This is a genomic window from uncultured Sulfitobacter sp. (assembly GCF_947502895.1).
Taxonomy (GTDB): domain Bacteria; phylum Pseudomonadota; class Alphaproteobacteria; order Rhodobacterales; family Rhodobacteraceae; genus Sulfitobacter.
In genome coordinates, this window is the sequence record NZ_CANNBM010000006.1 from 87,805 (window position 1) to 106,857 (window position 19,053).

The following is a 19,053-nucleotide window of genomic DNA, read 5'->3' on the forward strand; positions in this document are numbered from 1 at the left end:
AGCGCAAAGGAGAAGACGCTATGAACCCGCTGCTGCAAGACTGGAAGACCCCCTTTGGTATCGCGCCCTTTGACGCGATTACCGATGATGATTTTGCCCCCGCGCTGGAGGAGGCTTTGGCCGCGCATAAGGTCGAGATGGAGGCGATTGCCAACAATCCCGAGCCTGCGACCTTTGCCAATACTATCGAGGCGGCAGCGAAAACGGGACAGTGGCTGGATCAGGTCTTGGGCGTGTTCTTTACCGTGGCCGGGGCAGACAGCAACCCTGCGCGCGAGGCGTTGCAGCGCGATTTTTCGCCCATGCTGTCGGCGCATTTTGCCGAGATATCATCAAACAAGGCGCTTTATGCGCGCTATGATGCAGTTTGGAACGCACGGGATACGCTGGACCTGACGCCCGAGCAAGAGCGCGTGCTGATGCTGGAGCATCGCGGGTTTGTGCGCGCAGGTGTGGCGCTGACAGGCGACGCCGAAGTGCGGATGAAAGAGATCAAAAGCCGTTTGGCTGTGCTGGGAACGCAGTTCACGCAAAACCTGCTGGCGGATGAGCGCAGCTGGTTCATGAAGCTGGACGAGGGCGATCTGGACGGATTGCCCGATTTTGTGATGGATGCGGCGCGCGCTGCAGGCGAGGAGAAAGAGGCAGGCGGCCCTGTTGTGACGCTGTCACGCTCGCTTATCACCCCATTCCTGCAATTCAGCCCGCGCCGTGACCTGCGCGAGATTGCCTTCAAGGCGTGGGAAGCGCGGGGCGCAAACGGGGGCGAGACGGACAACCGTGCAATTGCTGCCGAAACGCTGGCGCTGCGCAAAGAGCGCGCCGCGCTGTTGGGCTATGACAGCTTTGCCGATTATAAGCTTGAGACTGAGATGGCCAAAGAGCCAGCCGCCGTGCGCGACCTGCTGATGCAGGTGTGGGAGCCTGCAAAGGCGCAAGCCAATGCGGATGCAGAAGTGCTGACAAAAATGATGCACGCCGATGGTGTGAACGGTGATCTGGCCCCGTGGGACTGGCGCTATTACGCGGAAAAGCGTCGCGCGGTTGAGCATGATCTGGATGAGGCCGCGCTAAAGCCGTATTTCCAGTTGGACCGTATGATCGAGGCGTCATTCTCTTGCGCGACACGCCTGTTCGGGCTGGAGTTCAAACCGCTGGACGTGCCGCTGTACCATCCCGATTGCCGCGCATGGGAAGTGACGCGGGACGGCCAGCATGTGGCGGTGTTTATCGGTGATTATTTCGCGCGGGGGTCCAAACGCTCGGGCGCGTGGTGTTCGGCCATGCGGGGGCAGGCAAAATTCCCCAAGGTGCAATCGCCTGTGGTGATAAATGTGTGCAATTTCGCCAAGGGTGATCCGGCGCTGCTGTCATATGATGATGCACGCACCTTGTTTCATGAGTTTGGCCATGCGCTGCACCAGATGCTGTCGGATGTGACCTATGAGAGTATTTCGGGCACCTCTGTGGCGCGCGATTTTGTCGAGCTGCCAAGCCAGCTGTACGAACATTGGCTGGACGTGCCGGAGGTATTGGGAGAGTTTGCGACCCACGCCACCACAGGCGAGCCGATGCCGCGCGAGATGCTGGACAAAGTGCTGGGGGCCGCGACCTTTGATATGGGGTTTGCCACGGTGGAATATGTCGCCTCGGCGCTGGTAGATCTGGCGTTTCACGAGGGCACGCCGCCAGCGGATGTGATGGCAAAACAGGCCGAGGTTTTGGAAAGCATCGGGATGCCGCAGGCGATCACCATGCGCCACGCCACGCCGCAGTTCGCCCATGTCTTTGCGGGTGACGGATATTCCAGCGGCTACTACAGCTATATGTGGTCCGAGGTGATGGACGCAGACGCGTTTGAAGCCTTTGAGGAGGCAGGCGGCGCGTTTGACCCCGAGCGTGCGCGCGCGTTGGAGGAGAACATCCTGTCTACGGGCGGCAGCCGCGATGCAGCAGAGCTGTACATCGCCTTTCGCGGGCGTTTGCCCGGAGTTGAGGCGTTGCTTAAGGGGCGCGGCCTAGTAGCCTAATTCGCGGTCTACCAGATTGATGAACGGCTCGCCCGCCTCACCGCGGCGGATGTTTTCCGCTATCGTTTCGCTTGCGGTTTTGGCGCGGGTCTCTGCGGCGATATGGGGGGTGACGGTCACGGAGGGGTGCGCCCAATAGGGATCATCCTTGGGCAGCGGCTCGGTCCGGAAGACATCCAGCGTGGCGTGGGCAATCTGGCCGCGGTCGAGTGCCGCGAGAAGGGCGGCATCGTCGATCAGCGGGCCACGGCCAGGGTTGATGAGGAACGCGCCGCGGGGCATCTGGGCCAGCGTTTGCGCGTTAATAAGATTGGTTGTGGCGGCGGTGTCGGGCAGCAGGGTGACGGCGATTTCCGCCTGTGCCAGCGCACGGCGCAGCCCGTTCTCACCATGCAGGCAAGTGACACCCGCTACTTCTTTGGGGCTGCGAGACCAGCCTGTGACGGAAAAGCCGAGTTTGAGCAGCATTTGTGAGCAAGCTGTGCCAAGCGCGCCGAGGCCGAGGATCACGACAGTGCGCTCGGCCGCGAGGGGGGGCGTGTGGGGCTTCCAAACATGATTGGGGTTCACGATATGGCGGTCCATACCGAGGTGATAACGCATCACATGCCCTGTGACCCATTCCACCATGCCCGTTGTCAAACCCGGGTCGACCATACGGGCAAGCGGGATTTTCAGCGTCTTATTACCTGTGATCTGCTCGACCCCTGCCCAGAGGTTCAGCACGGCCTTGGCACGGGAGTAGGGGGTGAAATTCTGTAGGTCGCTGTTGGGAGCATAGACGATATAATCAACATCAGCGGGCGCGATATCCTGCGCCAGATTGGCGGGAATACCTGCGCGGATCAGGGCATCGCGCAGGGGCTTTTCGTAGATGTCCCAGCGCGATGGATGGGCGGCAAAAAGGACGTTGATCATGTCGCAAAGGCTCCTGCCATGTCGGCAAGGCCTTTGACCTCGACGGGATTGCCCGAAGGGTCGGTAAAGAACATCGTCGATTGCTCGCCCGGTTCGCCTTTGAAACGGGTCTGGGGGGCGAGGATGAAATCAACGCCTTGCGCTGTCAGGTGATCGGCCAGCGTGCGCCATTGGTCGAAGGGAAGCACGATGCCGAAGTGGGGCATAGGCACTTTGTGATCGCCGACCAGACCTGTCGCGGCCACGGCCATGGGTGTGCCCAGATGGCATGACAACTGGTGGCCGAAAAAGTCGAAATCGACCCATGTGTCGGTGCTGCGCCCTTCGGTGCAGCCCAGTAGCCCGCCATAGAATGCGCGGGTTGCATCAAGGTCGGTTACGTTGAAGGCAAAGTGGAATATGGACATGGGGCGCGGCCTTGGATCATGGAATATGCCTCAGGCATAGCGCAGGGTCGAGCGCAGTGCAAAGCCCCCCTAGCGGGGCCGATGCACATGGGCTGATTGGACAAGCCCGAACGCGAGCATGAGCACCAGCATCGCCGAGCCTCCGTAGCTGACCAGCGGCAGCGGGACGCCCACCACAGGGGCTAACCCCATGACCATCGACATGTTGACGGCAAAGAACAAAAAGAAGTTCAGCGCAATACCGAGGGTGAGCAGGGAGGCGAAGCGGTCTTTGTTGAGGATGGCCGAGACGACGCAGAAAATGATGATCAGCGCATAGAGTGCCAGCAGGGAGATACCGCCAATAAAGCCGAACTCTTCGGCCAGAGTGGTGAAGATGAAGTCGGTATGTTTTTCAGGCAGAAAGTTCAGCCGTGACTGGGTGCCTTGCATAAAGCCGCGCCCTGTCCAGCCGCCGGACCCCAGCGCAATTTTGGACTGGGTAATGTGATAGCCCGCGCCCAGCGGATCGGAGCTGGGGTCCAGAAAGGTATCAATGCGGCGGAACTGATAGTCTTTTAGCATTTGCCAACCCGTGCCGCGCGACTGGAACACGGCTGTGACAAGCCCGATTGCCGCTGCGATAACGGTGGCGAAATAGGCCCAATGCACCCCTGCCAAAAACATCAGGCCGCCCCCTGCGGCCATCAGCAGGATTGCTGTGCCAAGGTCGGGCTGGCGCAGCACCAGCGCGGTCGGCACGATGATAATGAGGACAGGCAGTAGCACCCAGAGCGGATGGGAGGTTTTCTTGGTTGGCAGCCAGTCGTAATAGGCTGCAAGGAACATCACGAGGGTGATCTTGGTCAGCTCGGAGGGTTGCAGGCGCACGAAGCCCAGATCAATCCACCGCTGCGCACCCATCCCGACAGAGCCGAAGAACTCAACCCCGATGAGGAGCATGACAGAAATGCCGTAGGCCAGCCCCGCAAGGTTGCGCCACATCCAGATGGGCACCATGCCGACTGCCACCATGAGGGCGAGCCCGAGGGCGAAACGCTCCATCTGCGGTGCGGCCCACGGGTTGTACCCACCGCCTGCGACGGAATAGAGCATGAGAAACCCCGTGCCAGCGACAGCGCAGAGCAGCAGCAGCAGGGGCCAGTTCAGAAACAGTATCTTGCGCAGACCGGTCGGGACCGATTTGACGGTATATTCAAGATAGCTCATGCCTGATCCTTGCCCTTTTTGATCCGCGCCTCGGGCTGTACATCGCGCAGCTTGCGCTGTTGGGTCTTGATGCGGCCACGGTCGGCGGTTGGATAGGCCTCTAGTGGTGGTTCGCCTTCATAGAGTGCCTGTAGCATGACATCGCGTGCGATGGGGGCCGCAGCGGTAGAGCCGCCGCCGCCATGTTCCACCAGTACTGCGCAGGCATAGCGCGGATTGTCATAGGGGGCATAGGCGACGAACAGAGCATGGTCGCGCTGCTCCCACGGGACTTCGCTGTTGTTGACCACGGCGGAGCGTACCTGACTGGTGCCTGTTTTGCCCGCCATGCGCATCCCGTCGGCGATGATGCGGCTGCGGTAGGCGGTGCCGCGCCTGTCGTTGACGACCGAATACATGGATTTGCGCATTTTGCGCAGGTTGTTTTCCTTCATCTCCAGCGGGGTGTTGCCCTTGATCGGTTCTTCGATCCCGTTGATGGATTTGACAAGGCGCGGTGTGACCTCGCGCCCTGTGGCAAGGCGCGCTGTCATCACAGCCAGTTGCATGGGCGAGGCCAGCATAAAACCCTGACCGATAGAGGCGTTTACGGTATCACCGATCACCCATTCCTCGCCGCGCTGGCGCAGCTTCCAGTCTTTAGTCGGTGTCAGCCCCGAATTGACAGAGCTGAGCGAGAGATCATGTTTGATACCGAGGCCAAAACGGTTGGACATCGCGGTGATCTTTTCGATCCCGACTTTGAGCGCCAGATCGTAGTAATAAACATCGCAAGACCGTTTGAGCGATGTTTCCAGATCGACCCAGCCATGGCCCGAGCGTTTCCAGCAGTGAAAGCGCCGCCCGCCGACCTCTAGGTGGCCGGGGCAATAGACGGTCTCGTCCGGGCCGATGATGCCTGCCTCGATCGCGGCCATGGCTGTCATCATTTTGAAGGTGGAGCCGGGAGGATAGGCACCCTGTACTGTTTTGTTGACCAACGGGCGGTATTTATCCGTCAGCAGCGGGTCGTAATCCTTGGACGAGATACCGCCGATAAAGAGGTTCGGATCATAAGAGGGTGCAGAAGAGTTAGCGAGGATATCGCCCTTTTCGCAATCAATGATCACCACGGCGGCACTTTCGCCCTGCAGACGCGCTTGCACGTAGTTTTGCAGTTTTGCGTCGATGGTTAGTTGTAGATCGGCGCCTGACTGGCCTTCGCGGCGGTCCAGCTCGCGCATGACGCGGCCTGTGGCGTTGACCTCGACCTGTTTGGTTCCTGCAACCCCGCGCAGGGCGTTCTCCTCGCGGGCCTCGACGTTGATCTTGCCGATCTGGAAGCGCGGGATGCGCAGCACGGCATCGGGATCTTCCAGTGCATCAAGGTCTTTTTGGCTGACGCGGCCTACGCGACCGACCACATGCGCAAAATCCGAACCGCGTGGATAGACGCGTGTGCTGCCGACCTCGGGCGAGACACCGGGGAGTGCGGGCGCGTTTACCGATACAGCGCTCACGGCGTCCCAGCTTACATCCTCGGCGATGGTAACGGGGAGAAAAGGGGCAGAGCGTTTCAGTTCACGCAGGGCGTTTTCGGTTTCTTCCGGTGTCAGATTGATGAGAGTTGCAAGACGGTTGAGCACGTCCTCCATATTGCCGGCATCTTCACGGACCATCACAATGCGGTAGCTGGGTACGTTCTGGGCCAGCTGTATGCCGTTGCGGTCGAAAATCTCGCCGCGTTTCGGAGGAATCAGGCGGATGTTGATGCGGTTTTCTTCGGCCAGCAGGCGAAATTGATCGGCCTGATCGACCTGCAAATACCGCATACGTGCAGCCAGACCGCCCATAAACAATAGCTGCGCACCGCCCAATAGGGCAGCGCGGCGGCTAAGTTTCATGTGGCTTGCATCTGTTTCGGCGCGCGAACGTCTCATGCTATCTGCCTCAATATCTTGGTCATGACCGCCCACCAAGGCTGTCGAGTTCCCCGGGTGCTGCGCGGCGCACGCCCATCAGCGAACGGGTGACAAGCACCACGGCGGGGTAGATCAGTATCGTAACCCCCAGTTCAAGCAGGCTGAGCCTGAGTTGTGGGGGCGGTATCAGCAAAAGAGATAGCACAATCCTGTTGGTCAGCAAAATACCTGTCAGCAATACCGCCACAGCGACCCATTCGGCCCCGAAGGTAGCGTCGCGCAGGGTGCGGCTGCGGCCTTTGAGATTTTCACAGGCCAGCAGGGCCAGCAGCGCCCACAGACCGGGAGGGCGTTGCAGCAAAAGGTCAGCCAGCAGAAATATAAGCGCCAGCAGCAGTGTCGGCACATATTCGGGACGCCGCAGGGACCACGCAAAGGCAAAAGCGATCAGCAGGTCGGGTCCGATCAAAATGCGCTGGGTGCCTTGATCCAGCAAGGCGCGCAGACGCGCCTCGGCGGGATCAATGTTGGCCAGCGGGGGGGAGAGTTCGGGCGCGAACAGGCTGACGGGCTGGGTATCAATCGGGAGCAGGTGAAAGAATACGATCAGCAGGGCAAGGGCGGTGAACAGTGCACGCATGAGCCACAGTCGGGCTGGAGAAAGCTCGTCCATCGCCGGTTACTCGGACGCAGCGGCAGGACCCGCCGCTGCAACAGGATTGGCCGATGCTGCGGGTTCTCCTGTGGTAATGACAGAAGGGCGATCAACCAGCGCGGTAGTGCCGTGATGGCGCAGCACACGCAGGAACTCCAGCCGCTCGAAATCGGCGGCCAGACGCACGCGCAAGCGGCCGCCAGGATCGGCGGCGATCTGCCCGATCAGCAGGCCGGCGGGAAACACACCACCATCGCCCGAGCTGATGACACGATCACCGGGGCGGACAAGATCGGGGTTTTCGAGAAAATCAATCGGCGGCGCGGCAGAGTTATCGCCAGCGACAATGGCGCGTTGGCCTGACGGCTGGATCACAGAAGGAATACGGCTGCTGGCATCGGTGAGAAGGATCACGCGGGCCGTATTTTCGCCGACACCCGAGATGCGACCCACAAGGCCGATGCCGTCCATGGTGGCCCAGCCTTCAACCAAACCGTCGCGTGCGCCGACATTCAGCAACACCGACTGGCGGAAGGGCGAACCGCTGTCGGCCATCACGACACCCGTCACATAGGTAAGGCGTGGATCAAGGCGCACCTTGTTGAGGTCGAGCAGGCGGGCGTTTTCCTGCTCTAGCTGCAGGGCGGCCTCTTTCCATGTTTGCATGCGGCGCAGTTCGCTGCGCAGTTCTGCGTTTTGTTCGGACAGGCGCTGGTAGCTCTGGAAATCGCGCAGCAGGTTGACCGCCCCTGTTACGGGTGCCATCGCCCAATCAAGGTTTGGCACAAGACTGTCTGTGACTTGGGCGCGGAAACGCTCAACCCGCGGGCTGTCGATGCGCCAGAGGATAAAGACTGCGGCGAGAATAAGCACCAGAACAGCGGTAAGCAGCCGCCGCAGCGGGCCTGTATAGTCGTTCGAGTTGTACTTGTCTCTGGCCATGCCGGCGTGAGGCCTTCCTAGCAGAGCGCCCCTGTGGCGCGGTTAGCTGTCGTAGTCGATAGCGTGACGCAACTGCTTTTCATACTCAAGGGCTTTGCCAGTTCCGAGGGCCACACAATTGAGCGGCTCATCCGCAACCGAGATCGCAAGACCCGTCTGTTCACGCAGCGCCAGATCAAGATCGCCCAGCAGCGCACCACCGCCCGTCAGCATCACGCCACGGTCTACGATATCGGCGGCAAGATCTGGTGGCGTTGTTTCCAGCGCGGTCATCACGGCCTCACAGATTTGCTGTACAGGCTCGGCAAGGGCTTCGGCAATTTGCGCTTGGGTCACTTCGATCTCTTTCGGAACGCCGTTCAGCAGATCGCGTCCACGAATTTGCATTGAGGTGCCGCGCCCGTCGTCGGGCATACGCGCGGTGCCGATAGAAGTCTTGATGCGCTCCGCCGTAGTTTCACCCACCAGCAGGTTTTGCTGGCGGCGCAGGTAGCTGATGATCGCCTCGTCCATACGGTCACCACCGACACGGACCGAACGCGCGTAGACGATATCGCCGAGCGACAGCACAGCGACTTCCGTGGTACCGCCGCCGATGTCTACAACCATGTTGCCTGTGGGGTCGGTGATGGGCATGCCCGCACCGATGGCCGCTGCGATAGGCTCCGCGATTAGGCCAGCGCGGCGTGCGCCCGCACTCAGCACCGACTGGCGGATTGCGCGTTTTTCAACGGGGGTCGCACCGTGGGGCACACAAACGATGATCTTGGGTTTGGAAAAGGTCGAGCGTTTGTGGACCTTGCGGATGAAGTGTTTGATCATCTCTTCGGCGGTGTCAAAGTCGGCAATGACACCTTCGCGCATGGGGCGGATCGCTTCGATGCTGCCCGGTGTGCGGCCCAGCATCAGCTTGGCATCCTCGCCCACGGCCAGCACTTTTTTCACGCCGTCCTTGACGTGATAGGCCACGACCGAAGGCTCGCTCAGGATGATGCCTTTGCCTTTGACGTAGACCAGCGTGTTGGCGGTGCCCAGATCGATCGCCATATCTGACGAGAACAGGCCGCGGAGGTTACCAAAGATGTTCATGTGGGGCAGCACCTTGCAAAATACGTCTATGCCCGCGACTCTGGCAAGTGCAAGCTGCGCCCTTATAGGGGGGTGTGGCGTTGGATTAAAGGGCCGTTCACGCACATTCGGCATGATTGCGCCGCAGCATTCGGGGCGCTGGCAGGGTAATTGGTACCGCTAATAGGAAGAGGTTGGAAAATGAAGAAGATACAAACACTTGGTGTGCATCATATCACGATGATGGGTGCGGACCGCCAGACCAGCATTGATTTCTGGGAAGGGGTGCTGGGTATGCCTTTTCTGTTTGACCAGCCCAATCTGGATGATCCTGACGAGGGGCATCTGTATTTCGATCCCGGTGACGGGCGCTTGATTACGATTTTCACAAACGAGGCGCGCAAGCGTGTGCATAGCCGCACGCCCATGGACGCAGGCTGTGTGCATCATGTGGCGTTCGAGGTGGACCGTGCGATGTTTGACCAAGTGCTGGCACGGCTGGAAGCGCGGGGCATCGGAAATTCGGGTGTCAAAGATCGCGGCTTTATGCACTCGATCTATTTCAAAGACCCGTTGGGCCTGTTGATCGAACTGGCGTGCTATACGTTCATCCCGCCGCGCGGCAGCAGCCATGCCGAAGTGATGCTGGAGGCGCATAAGCTGCGCGTGGCGCGCGGGGACAAAGCGATTGAGCGGGAGCATCTGGCGGATGCATCCGTTATGATTGTCGAGCGGTCGCAGGGGTCGTTGAGTGAGGACCGCGGGCCGAAGAACCCCTATGGCTAGGGGCTGCACCGCAGCATCGGGCCGCTTTGGTGTTGCTAGAACGTCTTGCTCCGCCTTTTGTATGGTGGCCGCAGTGATGAGGGAGGCCCGACATGACTGACCGAAAGCTGTACCTTGGTCCGCTAACGGACAACAGGCGATGGGACATGGTGAACATCCGCCGTGACGATGTGATTGTGGTCACACCACCAAAGTGTGGAACCACATGGATGCAAACCATCGTTGCGCTGCTGTTGTCGGGTGATCCTGACGTCGAGACGGAACTGTCGGTTCGTATGCCGTGGGTCGATATCCGCTTTCGCGAGATGTCCGAGGTCGCGGAGCGGCTGGAGGCGATGACGCATCGGCGCAGTATGAAAAGCCACACACCAATGGACGGGCTGCCCCTGGCGGATCGCGGGCAGTATATCTGCGTGTTTCGCCACCCTCTTGATGCGCATTTTTCGTACCGCAGCCATATCCGGAATATTCCGATCACGTTTTTTGATGGCTGGTATCCCGAGGATGACACAGATGGCATCACATTTCGCCGGTTTCTGGATGGCGGGCCAGAGGGGTTTGATGGCGATGCCATGCCGTTGGCGCATATCGTGCGGCATTACAAAGCGGCCAGTGCTGTCGCGGACCGCCCAAATGTATCGCTGTTTCATTACGCCGATATGACCCGCGATCTGGCAGGCACTTTTGCGCGGGTTGCAGCCTTGTTGGGTGTGGACCATCCGCCGCACGTAATGGCGCAACTGGTGCAGGCGGCGACATTCGACAACATGCGCGCCAATGCCACACGGTTTGCACCTTCGGGCGGCAAGGGGTTCATGCGCTCGGACACCGATTTTTTCCAAAGCGGAAGCAGCGGAAAATGGATCGGCACCCTGAGCGAGGAAGACCTCAGCGCCTATGACTACCTGATGGAGGGGTATCTGTCCGACGAAGAGCGTGCCTGGCTGGAGTATGGCGATGCAGGTTAGGGCGCGCGCGGGCCTTGCCTGCATCAGCCGTGGCGGTCCTTGCTGTCTGTTGGTGCTTGCGCGCGGTCGAACATGCCGTAATCGCGGATCACATGGGCGATGCGCAGGTGGTAGTCGGTGAAGATACCTGCGCGTCCAGCAGATTGGGCGCTGCGGTGTTTGGTGAGGCGGCGCCAGTTGGCCACCGCCTCTTCATCGCGGAAAAAGGAAAGGGAGAGGAGTTTGTCGGGGTTGGTCAAGCTCTGGAAACGCTCGACGGAGATGAAACCGTCTACCTCATCGACCAAGGGGCGCATGAGGGCGGCCATGTCCAGATAATCGGATTTACGGTCGGGGTCGGGCAGCACTTCGAAGATAACGGCAATCATGCGGGCGCTCCGTGGGGGGCGGAGGCGAGGGTGAGGAAGGTACGATCCTCGCGCAAGAGAAACCTTTCGGATTGAGCGAACTCATAGTTCTCGCGGCCCAGCGGATCAGCAGCAAGACGCGCGCGATAGGATTCGTATTCTGCCAGCGAGGGGATGTTGTAGATGCCGTAGGCCAGGGTGGAGGAGCCTTCGTGGGGTGCGTAATAGCCCACCAGATCAGCGCCACAGCGCGGGATGGCTTGGCCCCAGTTGCGCGCATATTGCTGGAACTGGGCCTTTTTGGTGGGGTCGATCTGATAGCGGATGATACAGGTAAGCATGGCGTTTCCTTTTGTGTGATGCCCTTTTGTAGTCCGTTGCGCGGTGGCAATGCTTCGGCTACGGTCGAACTATGAAAGAAGGTCCAGATATCGCCCGCATTGCGGCCCTGATCGGCGATCCGGCGCGCGCAAATATCCTGAGCGCGCTGATGAGCGGCAAGGCATTGACCGCGACAGAGTTGGCCCATGAGGCAGGTGTGACGGTGCAAACCGCCAGCGCGCATCTGGCCAAGCTGGAAGCAGGCGGGCTGACGCAGATGCGCAAATCTGGGCGGCACAAATATGTTTCGCTGGCGGGGCCGGAAGTGGCGGATGTGCTGGAAGCGCTGATGGGCCTTGCGGCAGGTACGGGGCATCTGCGCACGCGCACAGGGCCAGCTGACGGCGCGCTGCGCGAGGCGCGGGTGTGCTATAACCATCTGGCGGGCGCGCGGGGTATTGCGATGTTTGATGCCATGGTCGCACGCGGGCATTTGCTGCAGGCGGATGATGACGTGACGTTGAGCGATGCAGGCGCTGCCTTTGTCACGAACTTTGGTATTGATCTTGCGGCGTTGTCAAAGGCGCGCGCGCCTGTCTGCCGCGGCTGTCTGGACTGGAGTGCACGGCGCATCCATCTGGCAGGCGGTCTGGGCCGCGCGATGCTGACACAAATCGAGCAGCGCGGCTGGGCGCGGCGGCAAGCGGGCAGCCGCGTGGTGGCTTTTACCCCCAAGGGCCGTGCGGAATTCGACGCAGCGTTTGCGTTAAGGGACTAGCATTGGTCCCGCTTTGACAAGGCGGAGTGCAGCACAGCAGCGGCGGTATCAGCCGTCTGACGGGGCCTCTTGTGGTTCGGCGACAGGCGTGGCCAAAGCACCATCTTCCCAGTCGCCAGAGGCTTCTTCGCCCGTGGCATAGCGCATTGTGCCAGCGCCTTGGCGTTTGCCATCCTTGAACATGCCAACATAGATGTCGCCGTTGGCGTATGTCGCGGTTCCCTGGCCTTCGATCTCGCCGCCCGCCCATTCGCCTGCATAGACAAAGCCGCTGGCCATGGTGATGGTGCCTGTGCCTTCGCGGCGACCATCCTTGAATTCACCCACATACACGGTGCCGTCGGGATAGGTTGCTGTGCCAGTACCGTGGCGCAGGCCTGCTTTCCATTCGCCTACATAGGTGCGCCCGTCACCGTAGGTGAGCGTCCCTACGCCTTCGTTGCGGGCATCTACGAAGCCGCCTTCATAGATCATGCCATTGGGATATGTAGCGATGCCCTGTCCCTCGATCACGCCAGCGGCCCATTCGCCCTCATAGGTAGAGCCGTCGGGGTAGGTGATTTTGCCAATGCCATCTGCAAGGTTATCGACGAACTGCCCCGTTTGCACCGAACCATCAGGATAGGTGACAGTGCCTGTGCCTTCGGCGCGGCCCTCGGCCCATTCGCCCTCGTATTTATAGCCGTCTGCACCCGTAAATGTTCCGATGCCGTGGCGTTGGTCGTTCAGATATGCGCCGACATAGACATCGCCCGCAGCAGTGGTGGAAGTGCCCGTGCCTTCGCGGCGGCCTTCAACCAGATCACCTTCATAAGTGTCGCCGTTGGCTTGTACGATCTTGCCTTTGCCATTCAGCTGACCGCCTGACCATGTTCCCTCCAGCGTGAAGCCTTCGGGATGGGTCAGCGTGCCGGGACCAGAGCGTGCGCCATTGACGACCGTGCCTTCATAAATGGCACCCTCTGCGTCTTTGATAACGGCTTGGCCTGTGGCTTGGCCGTCTACCCAATCCCCTTTGTACTCGTATCCTGCGGCTGTCGTGAGCACGCCCTTGCCGTGGCGTTTGCCCGCGCGAAAGCCGCCTTCGTACCGCTCGCCACTGGCGTGGATCGCCACACCTTGTCCAACGATGGTACCCGCCTGCCATTCGCCTTCATAGGTGCCGCCATCGGCCATGGTGATTTTGCCGATGCCTTCGGGTTTGCCTTTGGCAAAGTCGCCTTCATAGACCGAGCCATTGGGGAAAGTGGCGATTCCCTTGCCTCTGATCTCGCCCTCAACCCACTGGCCGCTGTACTGATAGCCGTTGGGCAGGGTGTAGGTGCCTGTGCCGTGTTGAAGCCCGTCTTTGAATGTGCCTTCGTACACGCCGCCATCGTCGTATTGCTTGCTCAGCACTTGGGTGTTCTGCGCAAAAGTGGGCAGGGCCAGCGGGGCAGCCAGCAGGGGGGCGAAAGCGGCAGCAAGAAGCAAGGTGCGGAAGGTCATGGCGGTCCTGTCATCTGGATCGGTAGTGTTACGGGCAGACTAAGGGCGCGCGGGGCGGGGGGCAACGGCCTTTTGCCGCGCTGTGCTTTGCAGGGCTTTCCCTTGGGCGGTGATCTGCTACATCGTGGGACAACTGGGAAAGGGTCAATCATGGCAGAGCGGTTTCGCATCACATTGGGGCAATTGAACCCTACGGTCGGTGATCTGGCGGGAAATGCTGCGCTTGCGCGCGATGCATGGGCGCAGGGGCGCGATGCGGGCGCTGATCTGGTGGCGCTGCCCGAGATGTTCATCGCGGGGTATAACGCGCAGGATCTGGTGATGAAGCCAGCCTTTCAGCGCGATGTAATGACCCATATCGAGGCATTGGCAGCGGAGTGCGCAGACGGTCCTTCGCTTGCGATTGGCGCGCCGATTGTGGAAGAGGGCAAGCTGTATAACGCCTATCTGATCCTCAAAGGCGGCAAGATCGCCTCACGCAGTCTCAAGCATCATCTGCCCAATGAAACAGTATTCGACGAGGTGCGCATCTTTGATTCCGGACCACTCGGGGGGCCTTATTCTGTCGGCAATACGCGGATCGGCAGCCCGATCTGCGAGGATGCGTGGCACGAGGATGTGGCCGAGACGCTGGCCGAGACGGGCGCGGAGTTTTTGCTGGTGCCCAACGGCTCGCCCTACTATCGCGGCAAATTCGACACGCGGTTGAGCCATATGGTGGCCCGTGTGGTCGAGACGGAACTGCCGCTGATCTATCTCAATATGGTGGGTGGTCAGGACGACCAGATTTTTGACGGCGCAAGTTTTGGCCTGAATCCCGGTGGCAAGCTGGCGTTCCAGATGCCTGCTTTTGATGCGATGATACAGCACATCGACCTTGAGCGCGGGGCAGAAGGCTGGCGCATTGTCGAGGGTGAAAAGGCCGTGCATGCAGAGGCCTTTGCGCAGGATTACCGCGTGATGGTGCAGGGTTTGCGAGACTATATGCGCAAGACGGGGTTCAAAAAAGTGCTACTGGGCATGTCTGGCGGAATCGATTCGGCGCTGGTGGCGACGATTGCCGTGGATGCGCTGGGGCCGGAAAACGTGCGCTGCGTCATGCTGCCGTCAGAATATACGTCTAAGGCATCCTTGCAGGATGCGGAGGCTTGCGCCTCGGCGTTGGGTGCGCGGTATGACTATGTGCCGATCAAGACGGGGCGCGATGCGATCACCCAGACGCTTGCGCCGCTTTTTGCAGGGACTGATGAGGGGCTGACCGAGGAAAACATCCAGAGCCGTCTGCGCGGGTTGCTGCTGATGGCGCTGAGCAACAAGTTTGGCGAGATGCTGCTGACGACAGGAAACAAATCCGAAGTGGCCGTAGGCTATGCCACGATCTATGGCGATATGTCGGGGGGGTATAACCCGATCAAGGACCTGTATAAAATGCGGGTGTTTGAGACGTGCCGCTGGCGCAATGCGCACCACGCTGACTGGATGATGGGGCCAAAGGGTGCCGTGATCCCTGACAACATCATCACCAAAGCGCCCTCGGCCGAGTTGCGCGATGACCAGAAAGACAGCGATAGCTTGCCCGATTACCCCGAACTGGATGCGATGCTGGAGATTTTGGTAGATAATGATGGCGCGATTGCTGATTGCGTGGCGGCGGGGTTTGACCGTGATGTGGCCAAGAAGGTCGAACATCTGATCTATATCTCTGAGTACAAACGCTTCCAATCCGCACCGGGGCCACGCCTGACAAAAGGGGCGTTCTGGCTGGACCGCCGCTATCCGATTGCGAACCGCTGGCGCGATCCGAGCTGAGTGTGACGTCCGCGCGGGCGCCAAGTTTTGAGAAATTCTGCGCACGGGGATAGGATTGTGCGCAAATTTGACTGCGTTGCGGGATGCCGCGTTCACGCAAAGGTGTGGCGCTATGGGTTTGCATCACCGTGGCTGTTGGCCCATCGTTGCACGAACGCGGGGAGCCTGTAATGCGGTACATTCTGACACTTTTGGCCATGCTGAGCGCCCCTGTTGCGCATGCCTGTGGCGCGGACAGCGACTGTGCGGTAGGCGAGCGGAGCTACCGCATATCGCTTCCTGAAGGGGTAGACGCACCGGTGGGTGCAGTCATCTGGGCGCATGGCTACCGCGGATCGGCGGCGGGGGTGATGCGTAATGGCAGCTTGCGCAGGATGGTTCACGCGCAGGGGCTGGCCCTGATTGCGGCGCAGGGTGTGGGTGGCACGTGGGATTTGCCCAATGGCCCGCGCACAGCAGACAGCACCGGCGCGGCCGAGTTCGCCTATTTCAATGCAGTGATTGACGATGCTGCGGTGCGGTTCGGGATTGACCGCGCGCGGCTGGTGGCGAGTGGATTTAGCGCGGGTGGGATGATGGTCTGGAACCTCGCCTGTGCGCGGCCAGATACATTTGCGGGCTTTGTGCCCATCTCAGGGACATATTGGCTGCGGCCACCCGAAAGCTGCGCAGGGGAAGTGGCGAGCATTGTTCATATTCACGGTGATGCGGATAAGACGGTTCCGCTGGACGGACGCCCCATTGGGGCCACGCATCAGGGTAAGGTATCCGAGGCCTTGGGGATGTACGCAGATCATGGCGCGTTTGGTGTGGGGCAATCGCGCAAGGTGGGTGGACTGCGCTGTGTCGAGCAGCGCAACGCTACGGGCGCTGTTCTGGAGTTTTGCCTGTTCAGCGGTGGCCATTCGTTTCGGACAGAATATCTGGCCCACGGGATCGAACGGCTGAAAGCGGCAGGGCGGCTATAGTACCGCCCCGCGCGCAAGGGTATCAGAGCAACAGCTGGTAGCTGTGTGGTACATAGGCGAAATTCTCGCCTGCCGTTTCGACATAGCCAAAAGCGGGCCACGGCATGTGATAGCCGACAAACGGAATGTTATCTGCAGCCATCATGTCCAGCATTTTACGGCGGGTCGCAGCGGCGGCTGCTTTGTCCATGTCAAAGCGGACTTCCCAATCGGGGTAGGCCAGCGACCAGACATAGTGGTTCGCGAAGTCCGCACCCAGAACCAGCTGTTTGCCATCGGACTCGATCATATAGGCCATGTGGCCGGGCGTGTGCCCGAAGGCGGCCATGGCCGTGATGCCTGATGCGACGCTGCCGCCATCCTCCAGCATTGTTGTCTGCTCGGCCAGTGGTGCCATTTTGCCGTCGAAATTCTCGTTTCCGGTGCCGGACCACGCGTCGAATTCTTTGCTGCCTGTTACATAGCGGGCATTGGGGAAGGTTGGTGTGCCATCGGTGGACAAGCCGCCAATGTGGTCGCCGTGCATGTGGGTAATCACGACCACGTCGATCTGGTCGGGTGTATAACCCGCTGCGGCCAATGCCGCTGTGGTGCCTGCGCCGCTGAGGCCTGTATCAAACAGGATCAGTTCGGCGCCCGTATTGATTATGGTGGGCGTAAAGAAGAACTGCGCGGCATCAATTGGCAGTTTTGCGGCGGCCGAGACGCTGTCGAAGGTTTCTTTATCCACATTCATGCCAAAAATTGACTGTGGATCAGGCCGTGTAGCAGTGCCTGCGAGCAGGGTCGTCACGTCAAAGCCGCCCAGTTTTACACGCTGGTAGGGGGCTGTGCCTGCGTCCATCATCGGGGCTGCGGCACGCGTCGCAGTGGCCGTTGCAGCGGCGAGCGGGAGGCTGGCTGCACCAGCCAAGGCCTGACGGCGAGAAAGAAAGGGGGATTTGATCATGGTTAATCTCCTGTTGTGTGTGATGTGCAAGATAGTGCTGCTTATGGGGTTGGCGAGGCTTTGGGGCGTAATTTGCGCTGACAGCTTCGCGAGGCCTGTGCGCCCGCGCTGCCAACTGGACAAAACGGCGGCACTGTGACAGCAAGCGCAGCAACAGGAGGCTCCCCATGTCTGACACAACCATTACACGCTTCGCGCCTTCGCCTACGGGCTGGATACACGTGGGCAACCTGCGCACAGCGCTGATGAATTACCTGATCGCCCGCAAGGCGGGTGGCACGTTTATCCTGCGGATTGACGATACGGACCCTAACCGCTCCAAGGAAGAGTACGTGGACGGGATCAAGCGCGATCTGGAGTGGTTGGGCCTGCATTGGGACCGTGTCGAGCGGCAATCCTTGCGATTGGAGAAGTATGAGCAGGCCGCTCAAGAGCTGCGCGATATGGACCGTTTCTACGAGGCGTTCGAGACGCCAACCGAGCTGGACCTCAAGCGTAAAAAGCAGCTGAATATGGGCAAGCCGCCGGTTTATGACCGTGCTGCTCTTGCGCTGGACGAGGAGGCAAAAGCAGCCCTGCGTGCAGAGCGTGGTAGCGGTGTGTGGCGCTTCAAGCTCAAACATGAGCGGATCGTCTGGAACGACGGTATTCTGGGAGATGTGAGCATTGATGGTGCGTCAGTCTCTGACCCTGTATTGATTCGCGGCGACGGCCAGATTTTGTACACGCTGGCCAGTGTGGTGGATGATACGGAGATGGGCGTGACCCATGTTGTGCGCGGCTCGGACCACGTGACCAATACGGGCACGCAAATCCAGATCATGCAGGCGCTGGGCGGTACGGTTCCGCAGTTTGCCCACCATTCGTTGCTGACCGGCCCGCAGGGCGAGGCGCTGAGTAAGCGCCTTGGCACCCTCGCGCTGAAGGATCTGCGCGAAGCGGGGATCGCCCCGCAGGCATTGCTGAGCCTGATGTCGCGGCTCGGTTCTTCCGATCCGGTCGAATTGCGTACGGAGATGGATGCGCTGATTGAGGGGTTTGACATCTCGCGCTTTGGCTCTGCGCCGACGAAATTCGATGCCGAGGACCTCAAACCACTGACAGCGCGCTATTTGCAGACACTGGAACTGCCGGACGTGGCCGAGGATATTCGTGCGCTGGGCGTGCCAGATGACAAGGCCGCGCAGTTCTGGGCCGTTACGCGTGAGAACATCACCACGTTGCACGACCTCAAGGCATGGTGGGCAATGTTCAGCGAAGGCGCAGAACCTTCGATTGACGACGAGGACCGCGAATTTATCGCCCAAGCCATGACGCTGCTGCCTGAGGGTGAGTTTGACGAGACAACCTGGGGCACCTTCACCGCGGCCGTCAAAGAAGCGACAGGGCGTAAGGGCAAAGGCCTGTTCATGCCGCTGCGCAAGGCGCTAACCGGTCAAGCGCACGGGCCAGACATGTCGGCCGTTTTGCCGCTGTTGCAGGTGATCAAGGCGCGGGGCTGAACCGTCG

The 19,053-nt window shown here is 60.2% G+C and carries 18 protein-coding genes; 7 read left to right on the forward strand and 11 right to left on the reverse strand.

Going from position 1 to position 19,053, the window contains the following annotated elements:
- Positions 1–20 precede the first annotated feature (20 nt).
- Complete coding sequence (locus Q0903_RS17800) at positions 21–2,030, forward strand: M3 family metallopeptidase (RefSeq protein ID WP_299417533.1); 2,010 nt, start codon at positions 21–23, stop codon at positions 2,028–2,030.
- Here Q0903_RS17800 and Q0903_RS17805 read toward each other — a convergent pair.
- The 7 genes from Q0903_RS17805 to Q0903_RS17835 all read right to left on the reverse strand — a co-directional run bounded on the left by Q0903_RS17805 (position 2,019) and on the right by Q0903_RS17835 (position 9,151).
- Positions 2,019–2,948: a glyoxylate/hydroxypyruvate reductase A gene (locus tag Q0903_RS17805; protein WP_299417535.1), complete on the reverse strand. Its 930-nt coding sequence runs from the start codon at positions 2,946–2,948 to the stop codon at positions 2,019–2,021. The genes Q0903_RS17800 and Q0903_RS17805 overlap by 12 nt on opposite strands.
- A complete protein-coding gene (locus tag Q0903_RS17810) occupies positions 2,945–3,355 on the reverse strand; it encodes a VOC family protein (RefSeq protein WP_299417537.1) in 411 nt (136 codons plus the stop codon). Before Q0903_RS17810 ends, Q0903_RS17805 begins: the two co-directional genes overlap by 4 nt.
- A 69-nt stretch (positions 3,356–3,424) precedes the next feature.
- A complete protein-coding gene (gene rodA / locus Q0903_RS17815; protein WP_299031122.1) occupies positions 3,425–4,564 on the reverse strand; it encodes a rod shape-determining protein RodA in 1,140 nt (379 codons plus the stop codon).
- Positions 4,561–6,483 carry a penicillin-binding protein 2 gene (gene mrdA / locus Q0903_RS17820; protein WP_299031120.1) on the reverse strand — a complete coding sequence of 641 codons (1,923 nt, stop codon included), beginning with the start codon at positions 6,481–6,483 and terminating at the stop codon, positions 4,561–4,563. Before mrdA ends, rodA begins: the two co-directional genes overlap by 4 nt.
- A 22-nt stretch (positions 6,484–6,505) precedes the next feature.
- The gene (locus Q0903_RS17825; RefSeq protein ID WP_299031118.1) at positions 6,506–7,138 is read right to left on the reverse strand and encodes a rod shape-determining protein MreD; all 633 of its coding nucleotides are present in this window, start codon (positions 7,136–7,138) and stop codon (positions 6,506–6,508) included.
- A gap of 6 nt (positions 7,139–7,144) precedes the next feature.
- The gene (gene mreC, locus Q0903_RS17830) at positions 7,145–8,062 is read right to left on the reverse strand and encodes a rod shape-determining protein MreC (protein WP_299031116.1); all 918 of its coding nucleotides are present in this window, start codon (positions 8,060–8,062) and stop codon (positions 7,145–7,147) included.
- A gap of 42 nt (positions 8,063–8,104) precedes the next feature.
- Positions 8,105–9,151, reverse strand: coding sequence for a rod shape-determining protein (locus tag Q0903_RS17835; RefSeq protein WP_299031114.1), 1,047 nt, complete (start codon positions 9,149–9,151; stop codon positions 8,105–8,107).
- Positions 9,152–9,331: 180 nt separating this feature from the next.
- On the opposite strand from Q0903_RS17835, the gene Q0903_RS17840 reads away from it, so the two are divergent.
- Together Q0903_RS17840 and Q0903_RS17845 are read left to right on the forward strand one after the other, a co-directional pair.
- Positions 9,332–9,916 carry a VOC family protein gene (locus Q0903_RS17840; protein ID WP_299417540.1) on the forward strand — a complete coding sequence of 195 codons (585 nt, stop codon included), beginning with the start codon at positions 9,332–9,334 and terminating at the stop codon, positions 9,914–9,916.
- Between the two features lie 92 nt (positions 9,917–10,008).
- Positions 10,009–10,884 (forward strand): sulfotransferase domain-containing protein, encoded by an 876-nt coding sequence (locus Q0903_RS17845; RefSeq protein ID WP_299417542.1) that lies wholly within the window; start codon positions 10,009–10,011, stop codon positions 10,882–10,884.
- 23 nt (positions 10,885–10,907) lie between these two features.
- Here the strand turns inward: Q0903_RS17845 and Q0903_RS17850 are convergent, their stop codons facing one another.
- Positions 10,908–11,252: an antibiotic biosynthesis monooxygenase gene (locus tag Q0903_RS17850; RefSeq protein WP_299031109.1), complete on the reverse strand. Its 345-nt coding sequence runs from the start codon at positions 11,250–11,252 to the stop codon at positions 10,908–10,910.
- Positions 11,249–11,572, reverse strand: a complete 324-nt coding sequence (locus Q0903_RS17855) for an NIPSNAP family protein (RefSeq protein ID WP_299031107.1) — start codon at positions 11,570–11,572, stop codon at positions 11,249–11,251. The genes Q0903_RS17850 and Q0903_RS17855 overlap by 4 nt, the downstream gene beginning before the upstream one ends.
- A gap of 71 nt (positions 11,573–11,643) precedes the next feature.
- Here Q0903_RS17855 and Q0903_RS17860 point away from each other — a divergent pair, with 71 nt between their 5' ends.
- Positions 11,644–12,330 carry a winged helix-turn-helix domain-containing protein gene (locus Q0903_RS17860; RefSeq protein ID WP_299417545.1) on the forward strand — a complete coding sequence of 229 codons (687 nt, stop codon included), beginning with the start codon at positions 11,644–11,646 and terminating at the stop codon, positions 12,328–12,330.
- A 48-nt stretch (positions 12,331–12,378) separates the two neighbouring features.
- On the opposite strand, the gene Q0903_RS17865 is transcribed toward Q0903_RS17860, so the two are convergent.
- The gene (locus Q0903_RS17865) at positions 12,379–13,818 is read right to left on the reverse strand and encodes a 2-isopropylmalate synthase (RefSeq protein WP_299417547.1); all 1,440 of its coding nucleotides are present in this window, start codon (positions 13,816–13,818) and stop codon (positions 12,379–12,381) included.
- 150 nt (positions 13,819–13,968) lie between these two features.
- Between Q0903_RS17865 and Q0903_RS17870 the strand changes: the two genes are divergently transcribed.
- Both Q0903_RS17870 and Q0903_RS17875 read left to right on the forward strand, forming a co-directional pair.
- Positions 13,969–15,627: an NAD+ synthase gene (locus Q0903_RS17870; protein ID WP_299417549.1), complete on the forward strand. Its 1,659-nt coding sequence runs from the start codon at positions 13,969–13,971 to the stop codon at positions 15,625–15,627.
- Positions 15,628–15,797: 170 nt separating this feature from the next.
- Positions 15,798–16,595, forward strand: coding sequence for a prolyl oligopeptidase family serine peptidase (locus Q0903_RS17875; protein WP_299417551.1), 798 nt, complete (start codon positions 15,798–15,800; stop codon positions 16,593–16,595).
- Positions 16,596–16,617: 22 nt separating this feature from the next.
- On the opposite strand, the gene Q0903_RS17880 is transcribed toward Q0903_RS17875, so the two are convergent.
- Positions 16,618–17,544 carry an MBL fold metallo-hydrolase gene (locus tag Q0903_RS17880; RefSeq protein ID WP_299031098.1) on the reverse strand — a complete coding sequence of 309 codons (927 nt, stop codon included), beginning with the start codon at positions 17,542–17,544 and terminating at the stop codon, positions 16,618–16,620.
- Between the two features lie 167 nt (positions 17,545–17,711).
- On the opposite strand from Q0903_RS17880, the gene gltX reads away from it, so the two are divergent.
- The gene (gene gltX / locus Q0903_RS17885; RefSeq protein ID WP_299031096.1) at positions 17,712–19,046 is read left to right on the forward strand and encodes a glutamate--tRNA ligase; all 1,335 of its coding nucleotides are present in this window, start codon (positions 17,712–17,714) and stop codon (positions 19,044–19,046) included.
- Positions 19,047–19,053 lie beyond the last annotated feature (7 nt).